Annotated in this window: 20 protein-coding genes; 8 read left to right on the top strand and 12 right to left on the bottom strand. The window is 63.2% G+C overall.

Annotation, left to right across the window (positions count from 1 at the left end; translation table 11 throughout):
* The first annotated feature begins 77 nt into the window (after window positions 1-77).
* Window positions 78-1,046, top strand: a complete 969-nt coding sequence (locus tag DMO26_RS19205) for a LysR family transcriptional regulator (protein ID WP_117194005.1) — start codon at window positions 78-80, stop codon at window positions 1,044-1,046.
* Window positions 1,047-1,076: 30 nt separating this feature from the next.
* Here the strand turns inward: DMO26_RS19205 and DMO26_RS19200 are convergent, their stop codons facing one another.
* Entirely contained in the window at window positions 1,077-2,105 is a 1,029-nt protein-coding gene (locus DMO26_RS19200) for a CorA family divalent cation transporter (RefSeq protein WP_117193797.1), read from the bottom strand.
* Window positions 2,106-2,405: 300 nt separating this feature from the next.
* Here DMO26_RS19200 and DMO26_RS19195 point away from each other — a divergent pair, with 300 nt between their 5' ends.
* Together DMO26_RS19195 and DMO26_RS19190 are read left to right on the top strand one after the other, a co-directional pair.
* The gene (locus tag DMO26_RS19195) at window positions 2,406-2,963 is read left to right on the top strand and encodes a DUF2087 domain-containing protein (RefSeq protein ID WP_117193796.1); all 558 of its coding nucleotides are present in this window, start codon (window positions 2,406-2,408) and stop codon (window positions 2,961-2,963) included.
* 12 nt (window positions 2,964-2,975) lie between these two features.
* Complete coding sequence (locus tag DMO26_RS19190) at window positions 2,976-3,908, top strand: alpha/beta fold hydrolase (protein ID WP_117193795.1); 933 nt, start codon at window positions 2,976-2,978, stop codon at window positions 3,906-3,908.
* Here the strand turns inward: DMO26_RS19190 and DMO26_RS19185 are convergent.
* The 3 genes from DMO26_RS19185 to DMO26_RS19175 all read right to left on the bottom strand — a co-directional run bounded on the left by DMO26_RS19185 (window position 3,887) and on the right by DMO26_RS19175 (window position 7,416).
* A complete protein-coding gene (locus DMO26_RS19185) occupies window positions 3,887-4,750 on the bottom strand; it encodes a PhzF family phenazine biosynthesis protein (protein WP_117193794.1) in 864 nt (287 codons plus the stop codon). The genes DMO26_RS19190 and DMO26_RS19185 overlap by 22 nt on opposite strands.
* 180 nt (window positions 4,751-4,930) lie before the next feature.
* On the bottom strand, window positions 4,931-6,919 hold the full coding sequence (locus DMO26_RS19180; RefSeq protein WP_117193793.1) for a bifunctional 2',3'-cyclic-nucleotide 2'-phosphodiesterase/3'-nucleotidase: 1,989 nt from the start codon (window positions 6,917-6,919) through the stop codon (window positions 4,931-4,933).
* Between the two features lie 158 nt (window positions 6,920-7,077).
* Window positions 7,078-7,416, bottom strand: coding sequence for a PilZ domain-containing protein (locus tag DMO26_RS19175; protein ID WP_117193792.1), 339 nt, complete (start codon window positions 7,414-7,416; stop codon window positions 7,078-7,080).
* 248 nt (window positions 7,417-7,664) lie between these two features.
* On the opposite strand from DMO26_RS19175, the gene DMO26_RS19170 reads away from it, so the two are divergent.
* On the top strand, window positions 7,665-8,498 hold the full coding sequence (locus DMO26_RS19170; protein ID WP_117193791.1) for an EamA family transporter: 834 nt from the start codon (window positions 7,665-7,667) through the stop codon (window positions 8,496-8,498).
* On the opposite strand, the gene DMO26_RS19165 is transcribed toward DMO26_RS19170, so the two are convergent.
* Window positions 8,493-8,954, bottom strand: coding sequence for an Lrp/AsnC family transcriptional regulator (locus DMO26_RS19165; RefSeq protein ID WP_117193790.1), 462 nt, complete (start codon window positions 8,952-8,954; stop codon window positions 8,493-8,495). The two genes, DMO26_RS19170 and DMO26_RS19165, sit on opposite strands and share 6 nt — an antisense overlap.
* Window positions 8,955-9,107: 153 nt before the next feature.
* On the opposite strand from DMO26_RS19165, the gene ald reads away from it, so the two are divergent.
* Window positions 9,108-10,226, top strand: a complete 1,119-nt coding sequence (gene ald, locus DMO26_RS19160; protein ID WP_117193789.1) for an alanine dehydrogenase — start codon at window positions 9,108-9,110, stop codon at window positions 10,224-10,226.
* A 197-nt stretch (window positions 10,227-10,423) separates the two neighbouring features.
* Entirely contained in the window at window positions 10,424-11,107 is a 684-nt protein-coding gene (locus DMO26_RS19155; RefSeq protein ID WP_117193788.1) for a PadR family transcriptional regulator, read from the top strand.
* Window positions 11,108-11,153: 46 nt separating this feature from the next.
* Here the strand turns inward: DMO26_RS19155 and DMO26_RS19150 are convergent, their stop codons facing one another.
* Complete coding sequence (locus tag DMO26_RS19150; protein WP_117193787.1) at window positions 11,154-11,657, bottom strand: DUF1203 domain-containing protein; 504 nt, start codon at window positions 11,655-11,657, stop codon at window positions 11,154-11,156.
* 29 nt (window positions 11,658-11,686) lie between these two features.
* Between DMO26_RS19150 and DMO26_RS33760 the strand changes: the two genes are divergently transcribed.
* Window positions 11,687-11,836: a hypothetical protein gene (locus tag DMO26_RS33760; protein ID WP_162894978.1), complete on the top strand. Its 150-nt coding sequence runs from the start codon at window positions 11,687-11,689 to the stop codon at window positions 11,834-11,836.
* Between the two features lie 162 nt (window positions 11,837-11,998).
* On the opposite strand, the gene DMO26_RS19145 is transcribed toward DMO26_RS33760, so the two are convergent.
* Genes DMO26_RS19145 through DMO26_RS33755 form a run of 5 tightly spaced genes read right to left on the bottom strand, consistent with a single transcriptional unit; the run spans window position 11,999 to window position 15,496 of the window.
* Window positions 11,999-12,556 (bottom strand): GNAT family N-acetyltransferase, encoded by a 558-nt coding sequence (locus DMO26_RS19145; protein WP_162894977.1) that lies wholly within the window; start codon window positions 12,554-12,556, stop codon window positions 11,999-12,001.
* A 5-nt stretch (window positions 12,557-12,561) separates the two neighbouring features.
* The gene (sseA, locus tag DMO26_RS19140; protein ID WP_117193785.1) at window positions 12,562-13,428 is read right to left on the bottom strand and encodes a 3-mercaptopyruvate sulfurtransferase; all 867 of its coding nucleotides are present in this window, start codon (window positions 13,426-13,428) and stop codon (window positions 12,562-12,564) included.
* A 23-nt stretch (window positions 13,429-13,451) separates the two neighbouring features.
* Entirely contained in the window at window positions 13,452-14,189 is a 738-nt protein-coding gene (locus tag DMO26_RS19135; RefSeq protein WP_117193784.1) for an alanyl-tRNA editing protein, read from the bottom strand.
* Window positions 14,190-14,213: 24 nt separating this feature from the next.
* Entirely contained in the window at window positions 14,214-15,251 is a 1,038-nt protein-coding gene (locus DMO26_RS19130; protein WP_117194004.1) for a cysteine synthase A, read from the bottom strand.
* Window positions 15,252-15,253: 2 nt separating this feature from the next.
* Entirely contained in the window at window positions 15,254-15,496 is a 243-nt protein-coding gene (locus DMO26_RS33755) for a hypothetical protein (protein ID WP_162894976.1), read from the bottom strand.
* Between the two features lie 109 nt (window positions 15,497-15,605).
* Between DMO26_RS33755 and DMO26_RS19125 the strand changes: the two genes are divergently transcribed.
* Window positions 15,606-16,250, top strand: a complete 645-nt coding sequence (locus DMO26_RS19125) for a cupin domain-containing protein (RefSeq protein WP_117193783.1) — start codon at window positions 15,606-15,608, stop codon at window positions 16,248-16,250.
* A 34-nt stretch (window positions 16,251-16,284) separates the two neighbouring features.
* Here the strand turns inward: DMO26_RS19125 and DMO26_RS19120 are convergent, their stop codons facing one another.
* Window positions 16,285-16,524 (bottom strand): DUF982 domain-containing protein, encoded by a 240-nt coding sequence (locus tag DMO26_RS19120; RefSeq protein WP_117193782.1) that lies wholly within the window; start codon window positions 16,522-16,524, stop codon window positions 16,285-16,287.
* Between the last annotated feature and the right edge of the window lie 57 nt (window positions 16,525-16,581).

Below are 16,581 nucleotides of genomic sequence, written 5' to 3'. Positions count from 1 at the left end.
CAAGAGATAGGCGTGGACGGCCATCGATAAAACTGAGATAATCTCGAAGCGATCTATCGAAAATTTGGATGATGACCATGGAAGCCAATCCAACGCTCGACCAGCTGCAGGTGTTTCTGGCGGTTGCCGAAACCGGCAGCTTTTCCGCCGCCTCACGCGCGCTCAATCGGGCGCAGTCCGTGGTGAGCTACACGATCGGCAATCTGGAGGCCCAGCTGGAAGTGCCGCTTTTCGAGCGCAGCGGCGCCCGGCAGCCGAAGCTGACTGAGGCTGGCAAGGCGATGCTGACCGACGCCCGCCGCATTGTCGCGGACCTGCAGGTGATGCGCGCCCGCGCGAAAAGCATCAAGCAGGGGCTGGAGGCGGAACTGTCGCTGGCATTGAGCGTCATGGTGCCGTCGGATGCGATGGTTTCGGAGCTCCGGGAATTTCGGGACCGCTTTCCGAGCGTGACGCTCAACCTCAATGTCGGTGAACTCGGCATGGTGATGGACATGGTCATGAGCGGCCGGGCCGATATCGGCATCGGCGGATCGATCCTTCGGCAGGAGGACACGCTGACGATGGAAAAGATCGGCTATTCCTTCATGATTCCGGTCGCAGCCCCGGAGCATCCGCTCGCAAAGCTCGGCCGGCCTCTGACGCTCGCAGACGTGCGCGAAGAGGTCCAGCTGGTTGTCACCGATACGTCCGGTCTCACCAAAGGCCGCGATTTCAATGTCCTGTCCTACAGGACATGGCGCGTCAGCGACATCGCTACCAAGCACCATCTGATCAAGGGCGGTCTCGGTTGGGGCGGTCTGCCGGCTTCGGTCGCCGGAAAGGACATCATGAAGGGAACCCTCGCGGCGCTCGACCTCGAAGCCTACGAGCAGAGCGAGTATCCGCTTTATGCCATGCGCAAGACGGCAAATCCGCTGGGGCCGGCGGGCCGCTGGCTGATTGACGCCATGGAGCGCCGGCTTTCCAGCTGCCCGAGCCACGGCGATTTCAAGCAGATGCTGGGCCTTGACTCCGGGGAGGCGATCCCTCAGGCCGCCGAATAGGCGGAGCGGCGCCGGCGGAGCGAAGCGGGTTCAAAGCCACTCGATGCGCTTGAGGATCCACAGCGTGCCGGCGGAAATGACGATGACCAGCACAACGATGATTAGGAAAGCCCAGGTGTCGTTGACGCCGGGAATGCCGCCGACATTCATGCCGAACAGGCCGGCGACGACGCTCGGCGGCAGGAGAAGGGCCGCCAGCGCGGCAAGCCGGTTGGAATTGCGCGCGATCCGCTCGCCGATGACCGTGGAAAGGTCGTCATGAAGGATGCCGGTCCGGTCGCGGATGGCGTCGAGATATTCGATGAACCGCATCAGTTTGTCGATCACCTCGCGAAAGCGCAGCTTGTCCCGTTCCTTCAGCCATGGCGCATCGTCGTGCTCGATCCTGTTCAGCGCATCGCGTTGCGGCGCGAGATAACGGCGTAACTGCACGGCGCGGCGGCGCAGCAGCTTGAGCCTCTGACGGACCTCGCTCGCTTCCCCCTTGAAAATCAGCTCGTCGAGTTCGTCGACCTCTTCGTCCATGCCGTCGAGCACGGGCTCCAGATCGCGCACGAGCTTGTCGCTGACGAGTGCCAGAAGCTCCCCTGCCTGCCGGGGACCCTTGCCGTTGTCGAGCGCCCGCCGGATATCGCGCAGCGCCGTGATGTAATGGCCGCTGTCCCGCAATGTCACCAGTCGGTGCTCGTCCACCCAGGCATGCAGGGGCACGAGGTCGATTTCGTCGGAGGTTTTCTCCGCTTCTTCCGGGGGAGCGGCGCAGACACCGCGCAGGATGATCAGCAGCCCGTCGCCCAGGGGCTCGACGCGAGGACGGGAATCCTCCGCCAGAAGCGCCTCCGCCACCAGCGGATCGAACCCGCCATTGGTGTTTATCCATTCCGCCGTCGCCGGATGATCGCGTTCGAAATGCAGCCAGACGAGGCCGTCTCCGGGCTGCCAGCCGCAGGCTTCGGCCATGTTCATCGTCCTGCAGCCGCCGTGGCCGTCGAGGACAAGGGCGAAGCGCAGGCCGGGCTCGTCTCCGTAGGTTACGGCGGTCTTTGCCTTTTCGAGCATCGATGGCGTCCTCCTCACGCGGTTTTCGATCGATTTTACCAGCAAATATCTTGCCTACGAAGTGTAACCATTCCCTTCAGAACGGCGGGACGGGCGAAGCGCAGCGGCTGCGAGTTGACGCGGTTTCAACCTCTGCTATAACGGCGCCACGGTCTGCAGTTCACCGAGGCGTCGCCGTCCCGAAAGGGAAGCTAAACCTGCTCATGACAAGGATGATCAGCACTTATCCCGTGCTCGAGTCGACAAGCCGGCGACCAGCGACACCCTGATTTAAGGGAACGGCGCGTTTGAGGATAAGACATGCCGAGATCCATCTTTCCCATGGAGATCGCCGATCTTTCGGCTTTCGCCAAATCTATTCGTCAGCAGATCGATACGCTCGACCACAAGCCGAGCCATCTGGAGATGCTCAATCTGCTCACCAAGGCTGCCGGTTTTCGCAACTACCAGCATTTTCGAGCGGTCGCCAAAACCGCCGATGTCATCGCCCGATGGCGTCCGGTGCTGAACAACGAACCGGCGCCCGATGAAGACCGGGTGCTGAAGACCGCGCGTCATTTCGATGAGGCCGGCAAGCTCGTGCGCTGGCCGGGGAGGCGCGGGCAGCAGGAGCTGTGCCTCTGGTTCCTCTGGTCGAAGATATCGGCGGGGCAGGATTTCACCGAGCGCCAGATCAGCGAGTTCCTGAACACGCTGCACCTCTTCGGCGATGCCGCTCTGCTGCGCCGCGATCTCTTCGATTTCGGTCTCGTGCAGCGCACGCGTGACGGCCGGGAATATCGCCGCATCGAGCAGAAGCCGCCGGCGGAGCTGAAGCTTTTGCTGACGCGCATCGGGCAAAAGGCCGCCGCGGCCTGAGAGGTTGGTGCGATGACCTTCTTTATTGACGGCGGCGCGGGTCAGCTTGCCATGCCTACACCGGTCATCACGCCGACGCGTCGCGGAGCGATCCAGCATGCCGATAGCGGAAAAGGCGAGGTTCTCCTGGCACTGCATGGCGGCGTGGGCGGGTTCGACCAGTCCTGGCTGCTGGCGCAGGCGTTGTTTGCGGATCTTTCCGCATGGCGGGTGCTTGCCCCGTCGCGGCCGGGTTATCTCGACACGCCCCTCGCAACCGGCAGGATCCCGGAAGAACAGGCGGATGCCTATGCCGCTTTGCTCGATATGCTGGAGATCGACAAGACCATCGTGGCGGCGGTTTCGGCGGCCGGCCCTTCCGCGCTGCAATTCGCGATCCGCCATCCGAACCGCTGCGAGGCGGTGATCCTCGTCTCGGCGGCGACCGGTGCACTCTCGGTGCCCGTCCGTGTGCTTCGCCGTCTCCGGATGGTGACATGGCTGGTCCGTATCCCCGGCATGCAAGCCTGGCTCAGGCGGAAGGCGCTCGGTGATCCGAGGAGGACGGCGACGCGCTCGATCGGCGATCCGGCGGTGTTGGAACGGACGCTTGCCGATCCGCAGGCCGGATCGCTTTTCCTCGCCCTGCAGGAGAGCGTCATGACACGGGCGGCCGCGCGCCTGCCGGGCACCAGGAATGACACCGCGCTGCTGCAGGTCCTGCCGGATCTGCCGCTCGCCGAGGTTCGGGTCCCGGTTTTGGTGATCCATGGCACCGCCGATGCAGTCGTGCCGTTCAGCCATGCGGAGCGTGTCGTCCGCCAAGCTCCGAAGGCCCGGCTTTGCGGCATCGAAGGCGGCGAACACGTGGTGTTGTTCACGCATCTTGCAGAGGTGAGGGCGGCGGCTTCAGCTTTCCTGGCGGGAGTCCTCGACGCTGATCATCAGAGCTCGACCGTGCCCTGAATGCAGGCCGTGACGTTGCCGCCGATCCAGATGTCGGCGCCGTCCTGCCGCACGTGGACCCGTCCGGCGCGGCCGAGCACCGTGCCCTGGGCGGCGACGTAGCTCGATGCGGCGATGCCTTCCCCGATCAGCCACTGGGCAAATCCCGCATTCAGGCTGCCGGTGACGGGATCCTCGGTGCCGCGGTTGCTGAATGCCCGCACTTCGAAGGTCGCGTGTCCTTCGTCCGTTTTGGGGTCGAAGCGGCCGATGACGCCGACGCGAAGGCCTGCGAGCAAGCTGTAGTCGGGCCGGATCGCAAGCACCTCGGCCCGGGAATTCAGAAGCACGCCGATCCAGTCCGGTCCGTTGTCGATCCAGTGCGCCGCCTGGATGGCTGCCCGCGAGATCCCGAGACCGCGCGCAATCCGTTCGGCAATATCGGGATCGACCGGACCGTTGCGCAGCAGGGGAGGTGCGGCAAAGGCAAGCCGGCTTCCTTCTCGCCGGATGCGCACCAGGCCGGCACCGCATTCCTGGATGATGTCACCTTCCGGCGGCTTGGCCGATTGGGGTTGGCCGGATCGGGATTGATGATCGGACAGCCAGACATGGCAGCTGCCGAGCGTCGGATGGCCGGCGAACGGCAGTTCCTGCTTCGGCGTGAAGATGCGCACCCGGTAATGTGCTTTCGGATCGCCGGGCGTGAGCAGGAAAGTGGTCTCGCTGAGGTTGGTCCAGTTCGCGAAATCCTGCATCTCGTCGCTCGTCAGCGCATCGGCGCCGACGACCACGGCGAGCGGATTGCCGCGCATCGGCTGGCTGGAAAAGACATCGACCTGCTGGAAGGAAAATGTGGGCATCGGTTCTGGACCTGGAGATTGATACCGCAAGGCCGACATCGCAGCCCTCGGCTCCCGAGGAGCCTGCGTCCTGTTCGGCGTCGTCCGGGCCACCGGGGACGAAGATGGCGGTGAGAGATTTTCGAATTCCGACCGGGGAAAGGATGGCTTCCCCGGTCGGTTGTCATGTGCCGGACGGGCTTAGAGCACCAGCCGGAACTTTGCAAAACCGTTCTCGCCGTCGCCGGCATCCTCGATCTTCGCGCCCTTCACCGCGGCGGCGAACTGGCGGGCCTTGGGGCCGGTCTCGAAGAGCGCCGTCGTGCCGGGCAGCGGCTTGAACGACCAGTTGGCATCGGCCGAAGGATTGATCGTGCCCTGTTGGACGATATAGCGGACGATCACGTCGCGGTTGGTGTCGGGGGCGACGAAGATCACCTTGTCCCCGGCGATTTCCGGGAACTTGCCGCCGCCGCCGGCGCGGTAGTTGTTGGTTGCGACCACGAACTTCTGTTCCGGATCGATCGGCTTGCCGTTGTACTTGAGGTCGACGATGCGGTTGGCGTTGGCATTGAGCAGCTTGCCGTCCTTGTCGAAGCGAACCGGCTGCGACAGGTCGATCTGGTAGGTCACGCCGTCGATGACGTCGTAATTGTAGGACGGGAAATCGTTGTTGAGCAGCGGCGCGTCCTTGGATCCCGCCTGAACCTGGTTGAACATGCCGGCCGACATTTCCAGCCAGTTCTTGACCTGCGCGCCCGATATCAGCACGGCCTGCACGGTGTTAGGATAGAGGTAGAGGTCGGCGACGTTCTTGATCGCGATGTCGCCCGCTGGCACGTCGGTGAAATACTCGGCGCCGCCGCGGCCGCCGGCCTTGAAGGGGGCCGCTGCGGAAAGCACCGGCAGATCCTTGTACTGGCCCTCCTTCAGCATGTCCTTGATGTACCAGGTCTGGGCATTGGAGACGATCTGCACCGACGGGTCGTCGGCGACGAGCGCGAAATAGGAGTAGAGCGGAGCCGACGACTTGCCGACGGCGCGGCGTACATAGGCGAGCGTCGCTTCGTGCTCTTCCTTCGCGGCCGAGATGACCTCGGGCTTGTCCTTGACGTCGGCGACGATCTTGCGGTTCTCGTCGCGGTGATAGATCGGCCGGGCTTCCGAGGTCGAATCGACGATCTTCCAGCTCTTGCCGTCCTTTTCGAGAAGCAGATCGATGAGGCCCATGTGCGAACCCCAGAAGCCGCCCATGACGGCCGGCTTGCCCATCAGCTTGCCCTTCTTCGTGTCGGCGCCGGCAATGCCGTCGAAATCCTTGGTGCCCGGGAAGACGAGATGCTGGTGGCCGGTGAACACCGCATCGATGCCCTGGATGCCGGCGAGGTAGAGCGAGGCGTTCTCCATGCGCTCGCTCTGGCCGCCGCCGTCGATGCCGGAATGGGAGAGCGCGATGACGATGTCGGCACCTTCCTCTTTCATAACAGGTACCCAAGCCTTCGCGGCGTCGACGATGTCGCGGGTCTGCGCCTTGCCTTCGAGGTTCTTGGAATCCCAGACCATGATCTGCGGCGGCACGAAGCCGATGAAACCGACCTTGATCGGGCTGGTGGCGCCCGAACCGTCGCGGATCTGCTTTTCGACGATCACATAGGGCTTCAGGAAGAGTTCGTCCTTCCTGGCGTCGGAGGCGAGCTGGCCCTTGGTGAGGTTGGCGCAGACGTAAGGAAAGCCTGCGCCGGCGAGCACCTTGAACAGGAAATCGAGGCCGTAGTTGAATTCGTGATTGCCGAGCGTGCCGGCATCGTAGCCGAGCACGTTCATCGCCTTGACGACCGGGTGCTTGTCGCCCTCCTTCATGCCACGCTCATAGGCGATGTAGTCGCCCATCGGATTGCCCTGCAGGAAGTCGCCGTTGTCGATCAGCATGGAATTGCCGGCTTCGGCGCGGATCGCGTCGACGATCGAGGCGGTGCGGGCGAGGCCCAGCGTATCGTTCGGCTTGTCGGCGTAATAGTCGTAAGGGAAGACGTGGACGTGGATATCCGTCGTTTCCATGATGCGCAGATGCGCCTGGTTGCCGGCCGCGCGCGCGGCAAACGGATGCAGCATTACGAGCGCCGACGAAGCGGCGACGCCTCCAAGCAGCGAACGGCGGGTCATGGGTTGAAAACCGGCTAGAAACGACATGGACATCTCTCCCTCTGGTCATTTGCGGCGGCAAGATTAGGCAAAATTGCACGGCCTTGCATCAGCAAAATGACAGCGGGAGATTGCATTGTGAAGATGGCCGGTGGCGAAACCGGCACCATTGGATCCTAGCGTACCGGACCTCAGCGTGCCAGGCCTTAACGTGCCAGGCCGGCGGGCACGTCCTTGTGGAAGAAGCGGAAGTAGGAGGAGACCTGCGCCACCGCATTGCTGTTGACGTTGAATTGCACGCCGAGCCGGCCGCTGCGGCGCCATTTCACGGTGCCCTCGAGAATGCCGAGCTCGTCGCTCTCCACCTTGACCGGGCTGCCGTCGGCGGCATGGAAGACGCGGCCGCCGAGATCGAGCGCCAGGCCCTTCGCCGACAGGTCGGTGACGCGCCCTTCGACCGTCTGGTTGAAATATTTGACCGTGCCGAGAATGCGGGTTTTCTTGCGCTCCGCACCGCGCGTCTTCATCCGGCCGTTCATGCTCATGGTCCATCCCTCGTTGTTCCTTGAGGGCAAGATACATGGCAGCGATTGAGATCCCTTTAGGGCGATCGATAAAAATCGACCTGTTTCGGCACGAGGTATTTAGCCGGCTTTGACAAAGTGCCCGAAGAGGCTCACGCATGGGCCGGCCGCAGCCTGTCGGCGAGTCGCTGCGGCCGACTTTATCTAATGTCGTCATCCGTCCGGACCTTCGAAGACGATCCAAGCCATGGGGGTATGTTTCAGGGGAAATGAGCACTTTCGTCGTCGCCCTGGCGCTCTGCGCCGCCATCCTGCATGCCGGCTGGAACGCCTTTCTGCGGTCGGGTGCCGACCGTTTCTGGACGATGACCGTCATGACGGCGGCGATGACCATCGTCGCGATCCCCGTAGCGTTGGCCCTGCCTTTGCCGGAGCAGGAGTCATGGCCCTATCTCGTCGCTTCGGCGCTCTTCCAGCTTGTCTACAGCCTGCTCCTCGTCGCTGCCTACCGCCATGGCGAACTGGGGCAGGTCTATCCGATCATCCGCGGCAGCGCGCCGCTGCTCGTCACGCTCGGCGGCCTCGTTTTCATGGGTGAGGTGCTGCAGCCGCTTGCCATGGCCGGCGTCCTGTTCGTCGTGATCGGCATCATGCTGCTGTCGCTCGGCAGGGCGCGCGCCACCGCAAGCTCCATGGCCTTCGCGCTGGCGACGGGCGTCTCGATCGCCGGTTATTCGACGGTCGACGCAGTCGGCATCCGGCTTTCCGGTCATACCGGTGCCTATATCACCTGGGTCTTCCTGCTGCCGGGCATCCTGATGGCGATCGCCTTCTTCATCATGCGCGGCGGGTTCCGCGTCGATCTTCGCTCGCGGGAAACCTGGAAGGCCGGCGGCGGCGGCATGGTCTCACTGCTTTCCTATGGCGCGGTATTGGTGGCCTATTCGATGGCGCCGGCCGGCCCGGTCTCGGCACTGCGCGAAACCAGCGTGGTCTTCGCGGTGCTGATCGGCCGGCTGTTCCTCGGCGAAACGCTCTCCGCCAAGCGGATTGCAGCCTGCATCGTCGTCGCTGCCGGCGCGATCCTCATCGGCATTTCATAGGCCGACATTCGGCCGGTCGATGATTTCGCGCAGCGCGAAGCTGGAGTTGATCTTCACCACATGCGGCAGGGCGGAGAGCCAGTCGCGGTGGATGCGCTCGTAATCTTCGAGATCCTTGGCGGCCACCCGCAGGATGTAGTCGTATTCCCCCGACATCAGGTAGCAGACCAGCACGTTGGGGCAGAGTTTGACCGCCGCCTCGAATTCCGTCAGCGTCTTGGCGAACTGGCCCGACAGCGAGATATGGACGATCACCATCATCTTGTAGTCGAGCGCCTTGTTGGAGAGGCGCGCGTGATAGCTGCTGATCGTGCCGCTTTTTTCGAGGATGTCGAGCCGCCGCGAGCAGGCCGACGGCGACAGTCCGACCCGTTCGGCAAGCTCGGCATTGGAGATACGGCCGTTGTCCTGAAGCGTGCGCATGATCGCAAGATCAATGGCATCGAAGTTGTTCATTCGAAGACCCTTCGAAAAATTCTTTCCAAACGCAATAATCTGCGAAGATACGCGTTTTCGCAATTCCTCTTCGCAAGGACATTCGAGCGATTTTCTGGTTAGCTTCCATCGGGAACATCAACTGGCGAAAGCCGCAACTGAGAGGAACGCTGCATGCGTGTCGGGTGCCCGAAGGAAATCAAAAACCATGAATACCGGGTGGGCCTGACGCCCGGCGCGGTGCGTGAATATGTGGCGCATGGCCACGAGGTCCTGATCGAGACGAAGGCGGGCGCCGGCATCGGCGCGGACGATGCCGCCTATATCGCCGCCGGTGCGAAGATCGTCGGTTCGGCAAAAGAAATTTTCGAAAAATGCGACATGGTCGTGAAGGTCAAGGAACCTCAGCCGACCGAATGGGCCCAGCTCCGCGAGGGCCAGCTTCTCTACACCTATCTCCATCTCGCGCCCGATCCGGAACAGACGAAGGGCCTCATCGCCTCCGGCGCCACCGCCGTCGCCTACGAGACCGTGACCGACGAACGCGGCGGCCTGCCGCTCCTCGCTCCCATGTCGGAAGTCGCCGGACGCCTGGCCATCCAGGCCGGCGCGACCGCGCTCCAGAAGGCGCATGGAGGCCGCGGCATCCTGCTCGGCGGCGTGCCGGGCGTCCTGCCGGCCAAGGTCGCCGTCATCGGCGGCGGCGTCGTCGGCCTGCATGCGGCCAAGATGGCGGCCGGCCTCGGCGCCGACGTCACCATCATCGACCGTTCGCTGCCGCGTCTGCGCCAGCTCGACGACATCTTCAACGGCCGTGTCCACACCCGTTATTCGACAATCGATGCGGTGGAAGAGGAAGTCTTCTCCGCCGACCTCGTCATCGGCGCCGTGCTTATTCCCGGCGCCGCCGCGCCGAAACTCGTCAGCCGCGAAATGCTGTCGGGCATGAAGAGGGGCGCGGTCATGGTCGATGTCGCGATCGACCAGGGCGGCTGCTTCGAGACGTCACATGCGACGACCCACTCGGAGCCGACTTACGAGGTCGACGGCATCGTGCATTATTGCGTCGCCAACATGCCCGGCGCGGTGCCGGTGACGTCCGCACATGCGTTGAATAATGCGACCCTGCAGCACGGTCTGGCGCTCGCCGACCGCGGCCTGCGGGCGATTGCCGAGGACAAGCACCTGCGCAACGGTCTCAACGTCCACAAGGGCCGCGTGACCAGCAGGCCGGTCGCCGAAGCGCTCGGCTACGAAGCCTTCGCGCCGGAAAGCCTGCTGAACGTCGCGTAATCGATATATCGAAAGCGTGTCGGACCGGCCGCTGGACCGGTGGAATACAGATTGATACCAAGCGCCGGGGCGATGCTCCGGCGCTTTTTTGTCATCAGGATCAATATGATATGATTTAGATATATCGAAATCCTTGACTACCCTTTCCATGCGACTATCTTTAGATATATCGTAAGTTAGTCTAAAGGAGACGCGGAATGTTCGGACAAAGATTTGATGGGCGCCACGGCTGTGGTGAACGCGGCGGGCGCAGGGGCTTCGAGGAGATGTTCGCGGCGCGGGGCGGTCCGTTCGGCGGTGGTTTCGGCCGCGGTTTTGGCGGGCGTGGCGGCGGCCGCGGTTTCGGCGACGACGGCGACGGCCGCATCGGCCGTTTCCTGCTGCAGGGCGACCTGCGGCTTCTGGTCCTTGCGCTGATCGAGAAGGAGCCTCGCCATGGCTACGAGATCATCAAGCACATCGAGGACCTCACCTATGGCTTCTACGCCCCGAGCCCGGGTGTCGTCTATCCGACGCTCACCTATCTCGAGGAGGCGGGTTATGTCACCGCCGAAGCCGACGGCAACAAGAAGCGCTACGTGATCACCGAAGAAGGCCGCAAGTATCTCGACGAAAACCGCAGCTTCGCGGCAACGATCCTCGACCGGCTGTCGATGATTGCCGAGCGGATCAGGCAGAAGCAGGAACGCCAGGAACGCGGCCGCGATACCGGCCCGACCCTGCCGCGCAGCGTCGATGCCGCCCTGCTGAACCTGCGCGAGGTGATCGCCCGAAAACTCGAAGAAGACGAAAAGAAGGGCGGCGAATTCGTCAAGCTTCTGCTCGACATCGCCGAGCGGATCGAAAGCGGCGACGGTGAGAGCGGCGAAGACCGCAACTGACCAAACCGATGAAGGCGCGTCTGCACCCCATGGCGCGCCTTCATAGTCAGATCGCCAGCCCGGTATCCGCGAAGGCCGGCCCCGCGACCCTGTCGATCCGGCATTGGTAGCAATTGTTGCGCGCCGACCGGACGTGCACATAGGCGATGTCCTCGCGGGCAAGCAGTTCCTCGGCACGCGCAGCAATCCGGTCCGTCGGCGTCACCGCACCGCTGCCATAGACGATCCGGTCGTCGGCGCCGTAGCCGCGCACGATATAATCCGTGCTCGACAACATGGGCGGCAGGATTTCCTCTGCCGCGTAACGTTCGCACGGCTCCTTGTGCAGGAAGATCGGCCCGGTTTCCGCATAGGGCTGCAACGCCGGGAAGGGCCGATAGGCGAGGACGAACAGTTCTTCGCCGGCATCGATATTCTTCAGGCAGTGACGGCAGGGATAACCGGGGCCGTCGGAAACCTTGGTCTCCGGATGGTGACCGTAGGAATCCCGGCCGCCGTTCCACAGATCGGCGGCGTCTTCGGTGGGCATTGCGACGAAGGCGATGGACATGGAAATCTCCTCTTCTCGATGGAGGAGAGATGCGCGTTCTGTCGCCGCGCCGCCACCCGATACTTGCCGGCGGCGAGGAATGCCGACCGTCGCCTGCCGGCAGGGAGGGGCCAATCGTCGGCTGCCCGTCCCAGCGTTGCGTTTCCGAGGCGATGCTGGGGCTCGACCAGTCCATATAGGTTCCGGCCAGCAGCCGTGAGGCTTCTATCCTTTATCTCAGCGCCCGGCCTGGCGGGTTGCTTCCGATGGTTCAGGCTAGGCCGAAGAATTCCGCCATAGGTCCCGCCGTCGAGCGCCAGCACCACCAAGGCACCAGTGCTGCCTTGGGTGAGAGCCTGCCATCAAGCGTCGAGAACCTTGATGAGCTCCGCCTCCGTCATCGGCTGGACGATCGCCTCGTAGGTCGAAACCGGCGAGAAGCCCATCATCTGATAGAGCTGCAGGGCGCGCGGATGGTCGAGCGTGTTGGTGGTGACCGTCACCTTCTTCGGATTGTCCTGCCAGGCGGCGTAGAGCGCCTGCAACAGGAACCACTTGCCGATGCCGAGCCCGATCGCCCGCTCGAACAGTCCGAAATAGGAAAGTTCGACCATGTCGTCGCTTTCCTTGAGCAGCTCGAAGAAGCCGGCCGGCGCGCCGTTGACATAGAGCACGGTGACGGAGACGCGCGGGTCGTGGATGGTCGCGGCGAGCTGTTCGTCGGTCATCCTCAGCCGTTTGTACCAGTGCCAGCGCTTGCCGACCTGACGGTAGAGATAACGGTAATAGTGGAGCGGAATGTCCGCGGCGCGGATGATCGCGGTCTGGATGTTGACCGGCACGGGCAGGCTCGCCCTCGGCGGCGCCGTCATTTCCAACTGGGTGACGTGCGCCGTAAGCGCCGCGGGCTTCTTGACCATGATGCTCACGCCGCTTTCGGGGCGGACGGACCAGTCACCACGGGCGTATCCTGGCGGCTGCCCCATTCGGTCCAGGAGCCGTCGTAGAGCGCATTGTCCTCATGCCCGAGCGATTCCAGCGCCAGGGTGATGATCGCGGCGGTGATGCCCGAACCGCAGCTGGTCACGACCGGCTGGCCGAAATCGATGCCCGCGTCCTCGATCGCTTTCCTGAGTTCGGAAAGCGGCCGGAGCTTGCCCTTCACCGAAAAGGTGCCGGACGGGAGGCTGACGGCGCCGGGCATATGGCCGGAACGCATGCCGGCGCGCGGCTCCGGCTCCGTGCCGGCGAAACGGCCGGCCGGGCGTGCATCGGCGATCTGCCGCGTGCCCTCGCTGACGATCGACAGCATGGTCTGGAAGTCGATCACCTTGTCGAGGCGGAAGTCCGGCGTGAACGTAGCGGGTTCAGGCGAGGGAACGACGGTTTCCAGCGGCCGACCTTCGGCCTTCCAGCCGTCGATGCCGCCGTCGAGAACAAAAACGTTCCTGGCGCCCATGATGCGAAACAGCCACCAGCCGCGCGGCGAGGAAAAGATGCCCGGGCCGTCGTAGATGACGATGCGGTCGCTTTCGCAGATCCCCATCCGGCCGACCGCCTCGGCGAAGACTTCCGGCGAGGGAACCATATGCGGCAGGCCGGTGGAATGGTCGGCGACTTTGTCGTGGTCGAAACGGACCGCACCGGGAATGTGGCCGGCCGCATATTCGGCGTCGGCATCGCGGTTCTGCGCCGGCAAGTAGAAGGAGGCGTCGAGGATCCTGAGATCGGGACTGCCGAGTTCCTTGTGGAGCCACTCGGACGAAACGACGAAACGGCTGGTTTCGCTCATGTCATATCTCCTTCGGACCCGTATCAGGCCTCTGCGCCGGGCTCGCCGAACCGGATGCGGAAACGCCGGTTCTCCTTGCCCTTCTTTTCGATCTTGGCGATGTGAATCGCCCCGACTTCCTGGGTTTCCGAGACATGTGTGCCGCCGCAGGGCTGGCTGTCAACGCTCGAATTTTCCCCGATGCAGACGAGGCTGACGCGGCCCATGCCCATCGGCGGGCGGACGTTCTTCGACTTGACGATGCCCGGGTTGGCGGAAAGCTCCTCGTCCGTGATCCACTGCACGTAGACGGGGTGGTTCTGGTTGACCAGTTCCATCAGCCTGGCCGTCACTGCGTCCTTGTCGATCGTGTCGGTCATGTCGAAATCGACGCGCGATTCCTCCTCGCCGACGGCGGCACCGGTGATCGGATATTGGCACACGACGGAGAGGAGATGGCAGGCGGTGTGCATGCGCATCAGCCTGTAGCGGCGCGGCCAGTCGACATGCATGACCACCTTCTCGCCGACCAGCGGCTGCGCTTCGCCCTCGAGCGGAACGTGGATGACGATGTCCTTGGTGGCGCCGTGCTTCGTCTGGCCGAGCTGGATCTTGGTGCCGTCGGCCCGTTCCAGGAAGCCGGTATCGCCCGGCTGGCCGCCGGATGTGGCGTAGAAACAGGTGCGGTCGAGCTCGATGCCGCCGTCCTCGTGGATGGCCGTCACCACCGCTTCGGCTGTCGAAAGATAGAAATCGTCACGGTAGAGGGCTTCAACGGGCATGGATCACTCGGTTCTGGAATTGTGTCAGGCCGCCTGGAAGGGCACGGTGATCTGCCGCTTCTGCGTCAGCCAGGCCGGCACCGGCAGGCCCTTCGACTTCAGGAAATCCGGATTGAAGAGCTTCGACTGATAGCGGTTGCCGTAGTCGCAGAGCACGGTCACGATCGTGTGGCCGGGGCCGAGATCCCTGGCGAGGCGGACGGCACCGGCGATATTGATGCCGGTGGAGCCGCCGAGGCAGAGGCCTTCGTGCTCGACGAGGTCGAAGATATAGGGCAGCGCTTCAGCATCCGGGATCTTGTAAGCGAAATCCGGCGTGAAGCCTTCCAGGTTGGCGGTGATGCGGCCCTGGCCGATACCCTCGGTGATCGAATTGCCTTCCGCCTTGAACGCGCCGTGGGCATAGAAATCGTAGAGCGCGGCACCTTCCGGATCGGCGATGCCGATCTTGATATCCGGGTTGCGGGCCTTGAGGCCGAGGGCGACGCCGGCAAGCGTGCCGCCCGAGCCGACCGCGCAGATGAAGCCGTCGACCTTGCCGCCGGTCTGTTCCCAGATCTCCGGCGCCGTGGTTTCCACATGCGCGTCGCGGTTGGCGACATTGTCGAACTGGTTGGCCCAGATGGCGCCCGCCGGCTCGGTCTTCGCAAGCTCCTCGGCGAGGCGGCCTGAGATTTTCACGTAATTGTTCGGGTTCTTGTAGGGAACCGCCGGGACCTCGACCAGCTCGGCGCCGAGCAGCTTCAGCGCGTCCTTCTTTTCCTGGCTCTGGGTCTCCGGAATGACGATGACGGTGCGGTAGCCGAGCGCCTTGGCGACCAGCGTCAGGCCGATGCCGGTATTGCCGGCGGTTCCCTCGACGATCACGCCGCCCGGGCGCAGCAGGCCTTTCTTTTCGGCATCACGGATGATGTAGAGCGCGGCACGGTCCTTGACCGACTGGCCGGGGTTCAAGAATTCCGCCTTGCCGAGGATTTCGCAGCCGGTCGCTTCGGAAGCGCCCTTGAGCCGGATAAGGGGCGTGTTGCCGATCACATCGAGGACGGAGGAATGGGGGGTCATCGTCATGCCTTGTTGTTCATCGCTGATTTAAGCGTCGTCTTTTCGACGGACAAGCGCCGAAGAGCAAGAAATTCTGTTTCTGCCGGAAGCGGTAACCGATAAAATCCATCTTTAGCCGGCTGTCTCCAGTCACTGCCCGGAGACAGGATTCTAGGGCAGGCCGCCGCTTTTAAGATGCGGCTCGCTAAAATCAGACCACGCTCCTCAACTTTCTGGAAGTTATTATATTGGAAGTAGTAATCCAAACCGGTTGCCGTACGTATATCAAATACCGTTGAAGCACATACTGAACCGTGTCATTCGTGAATTTATCGTGCAGCGCAGGAAGTTTATGCGCGAAATTGGCCTTGAGACATGCTGCTGAACCTTGAAAGGTTGGAATTCCTCATCGCGCAATACGTGTCTGGCTCCCTTCCGGAACCGGCGCATGTCCTCATCGGTTCTCATCTGGAAATGCAGGCTTCGGCCGCCCGGCTGGCCCGCGTCCTGGAGACCATGTCGGGAGAGGCCCTGGAGGACAGCAGGCCGCTTCCGGTCTCCTCGCGCGAACGTCGCCTGGCGGAAATATTCATGTCTCCCCCCCTTCCGTCGGAGAGCTGGCCGGCGATCCCGGAAAGATCCCGGTTCCCGGTCGCACTCCGCGCCTATGTCGGGACGGATCTTCCCAACATTCCCTGGAAGACCAGGCTGCCGGGTTTCCGGCAGCACATCATCAGAAAATCGAAGGAGGTCGAGGCGAGCCTCCTGTGGGTGCGGCCGGGCAGGGCGCTTCCCCATCACGGTCACCACGGCCTGGAACTGACCCTGGTTCTGGAGGGCGAGTTCCACGATCATCGCGGCAATTTCGACGAGGGCGCGGTTTCCGTTGCCGACGAAACACTGGACCATCGCCCGGTCGCCGGAAGACGCGGCCCGTGCATCTGTTTTTCCGTGCTGTTCGCCCCGATCGCGCTGTCCGGTTCGACGCTGCGCCTGTTCGGGGATATCATCGGCATCTGAAGCAGCAAAAAGCCGGTCATCGACCGGCTCCGGGTTAGTTCAGATGCAGCTGCGCTTCGCTCACAGCCTGTTCGAACTGCAGACGCGCCTCCTCCGGCGACCTGCGTCCGTCGAGTGCCGCGCGGCAGGCGCTGCGTGCCTTGACGAAGTTCGGCCCTCGCATGTCGGGCCACCGGTCGGTCAGCAAAGCGAGCGCTTCGAACGGCCCGTTGATGATTTCCGTTCCCAGATGACCGAACGCAACGCGTACTGGTTTCTGCCAGCTTGTCTGCATTTTTGATTCCTCCCTGGATACCAACCGGAAGAAATGCGCGAACCGATGAAAGGTTCC

The organism is Rhizobium terrae (assembly GCF_003425685.1).
Classification (GTDB): domain Bacteria; phylum Pseudomonadota; class Alphaproteobacteria; order Rhizobiales; family Rhizobiaceae; genus Neorhizobium; species Neorhizobium terrae.
Note: the sequence above shows the minus strand (reverse complement) of the source record. Positions and strands in the feature narration are given on the sequence as shown.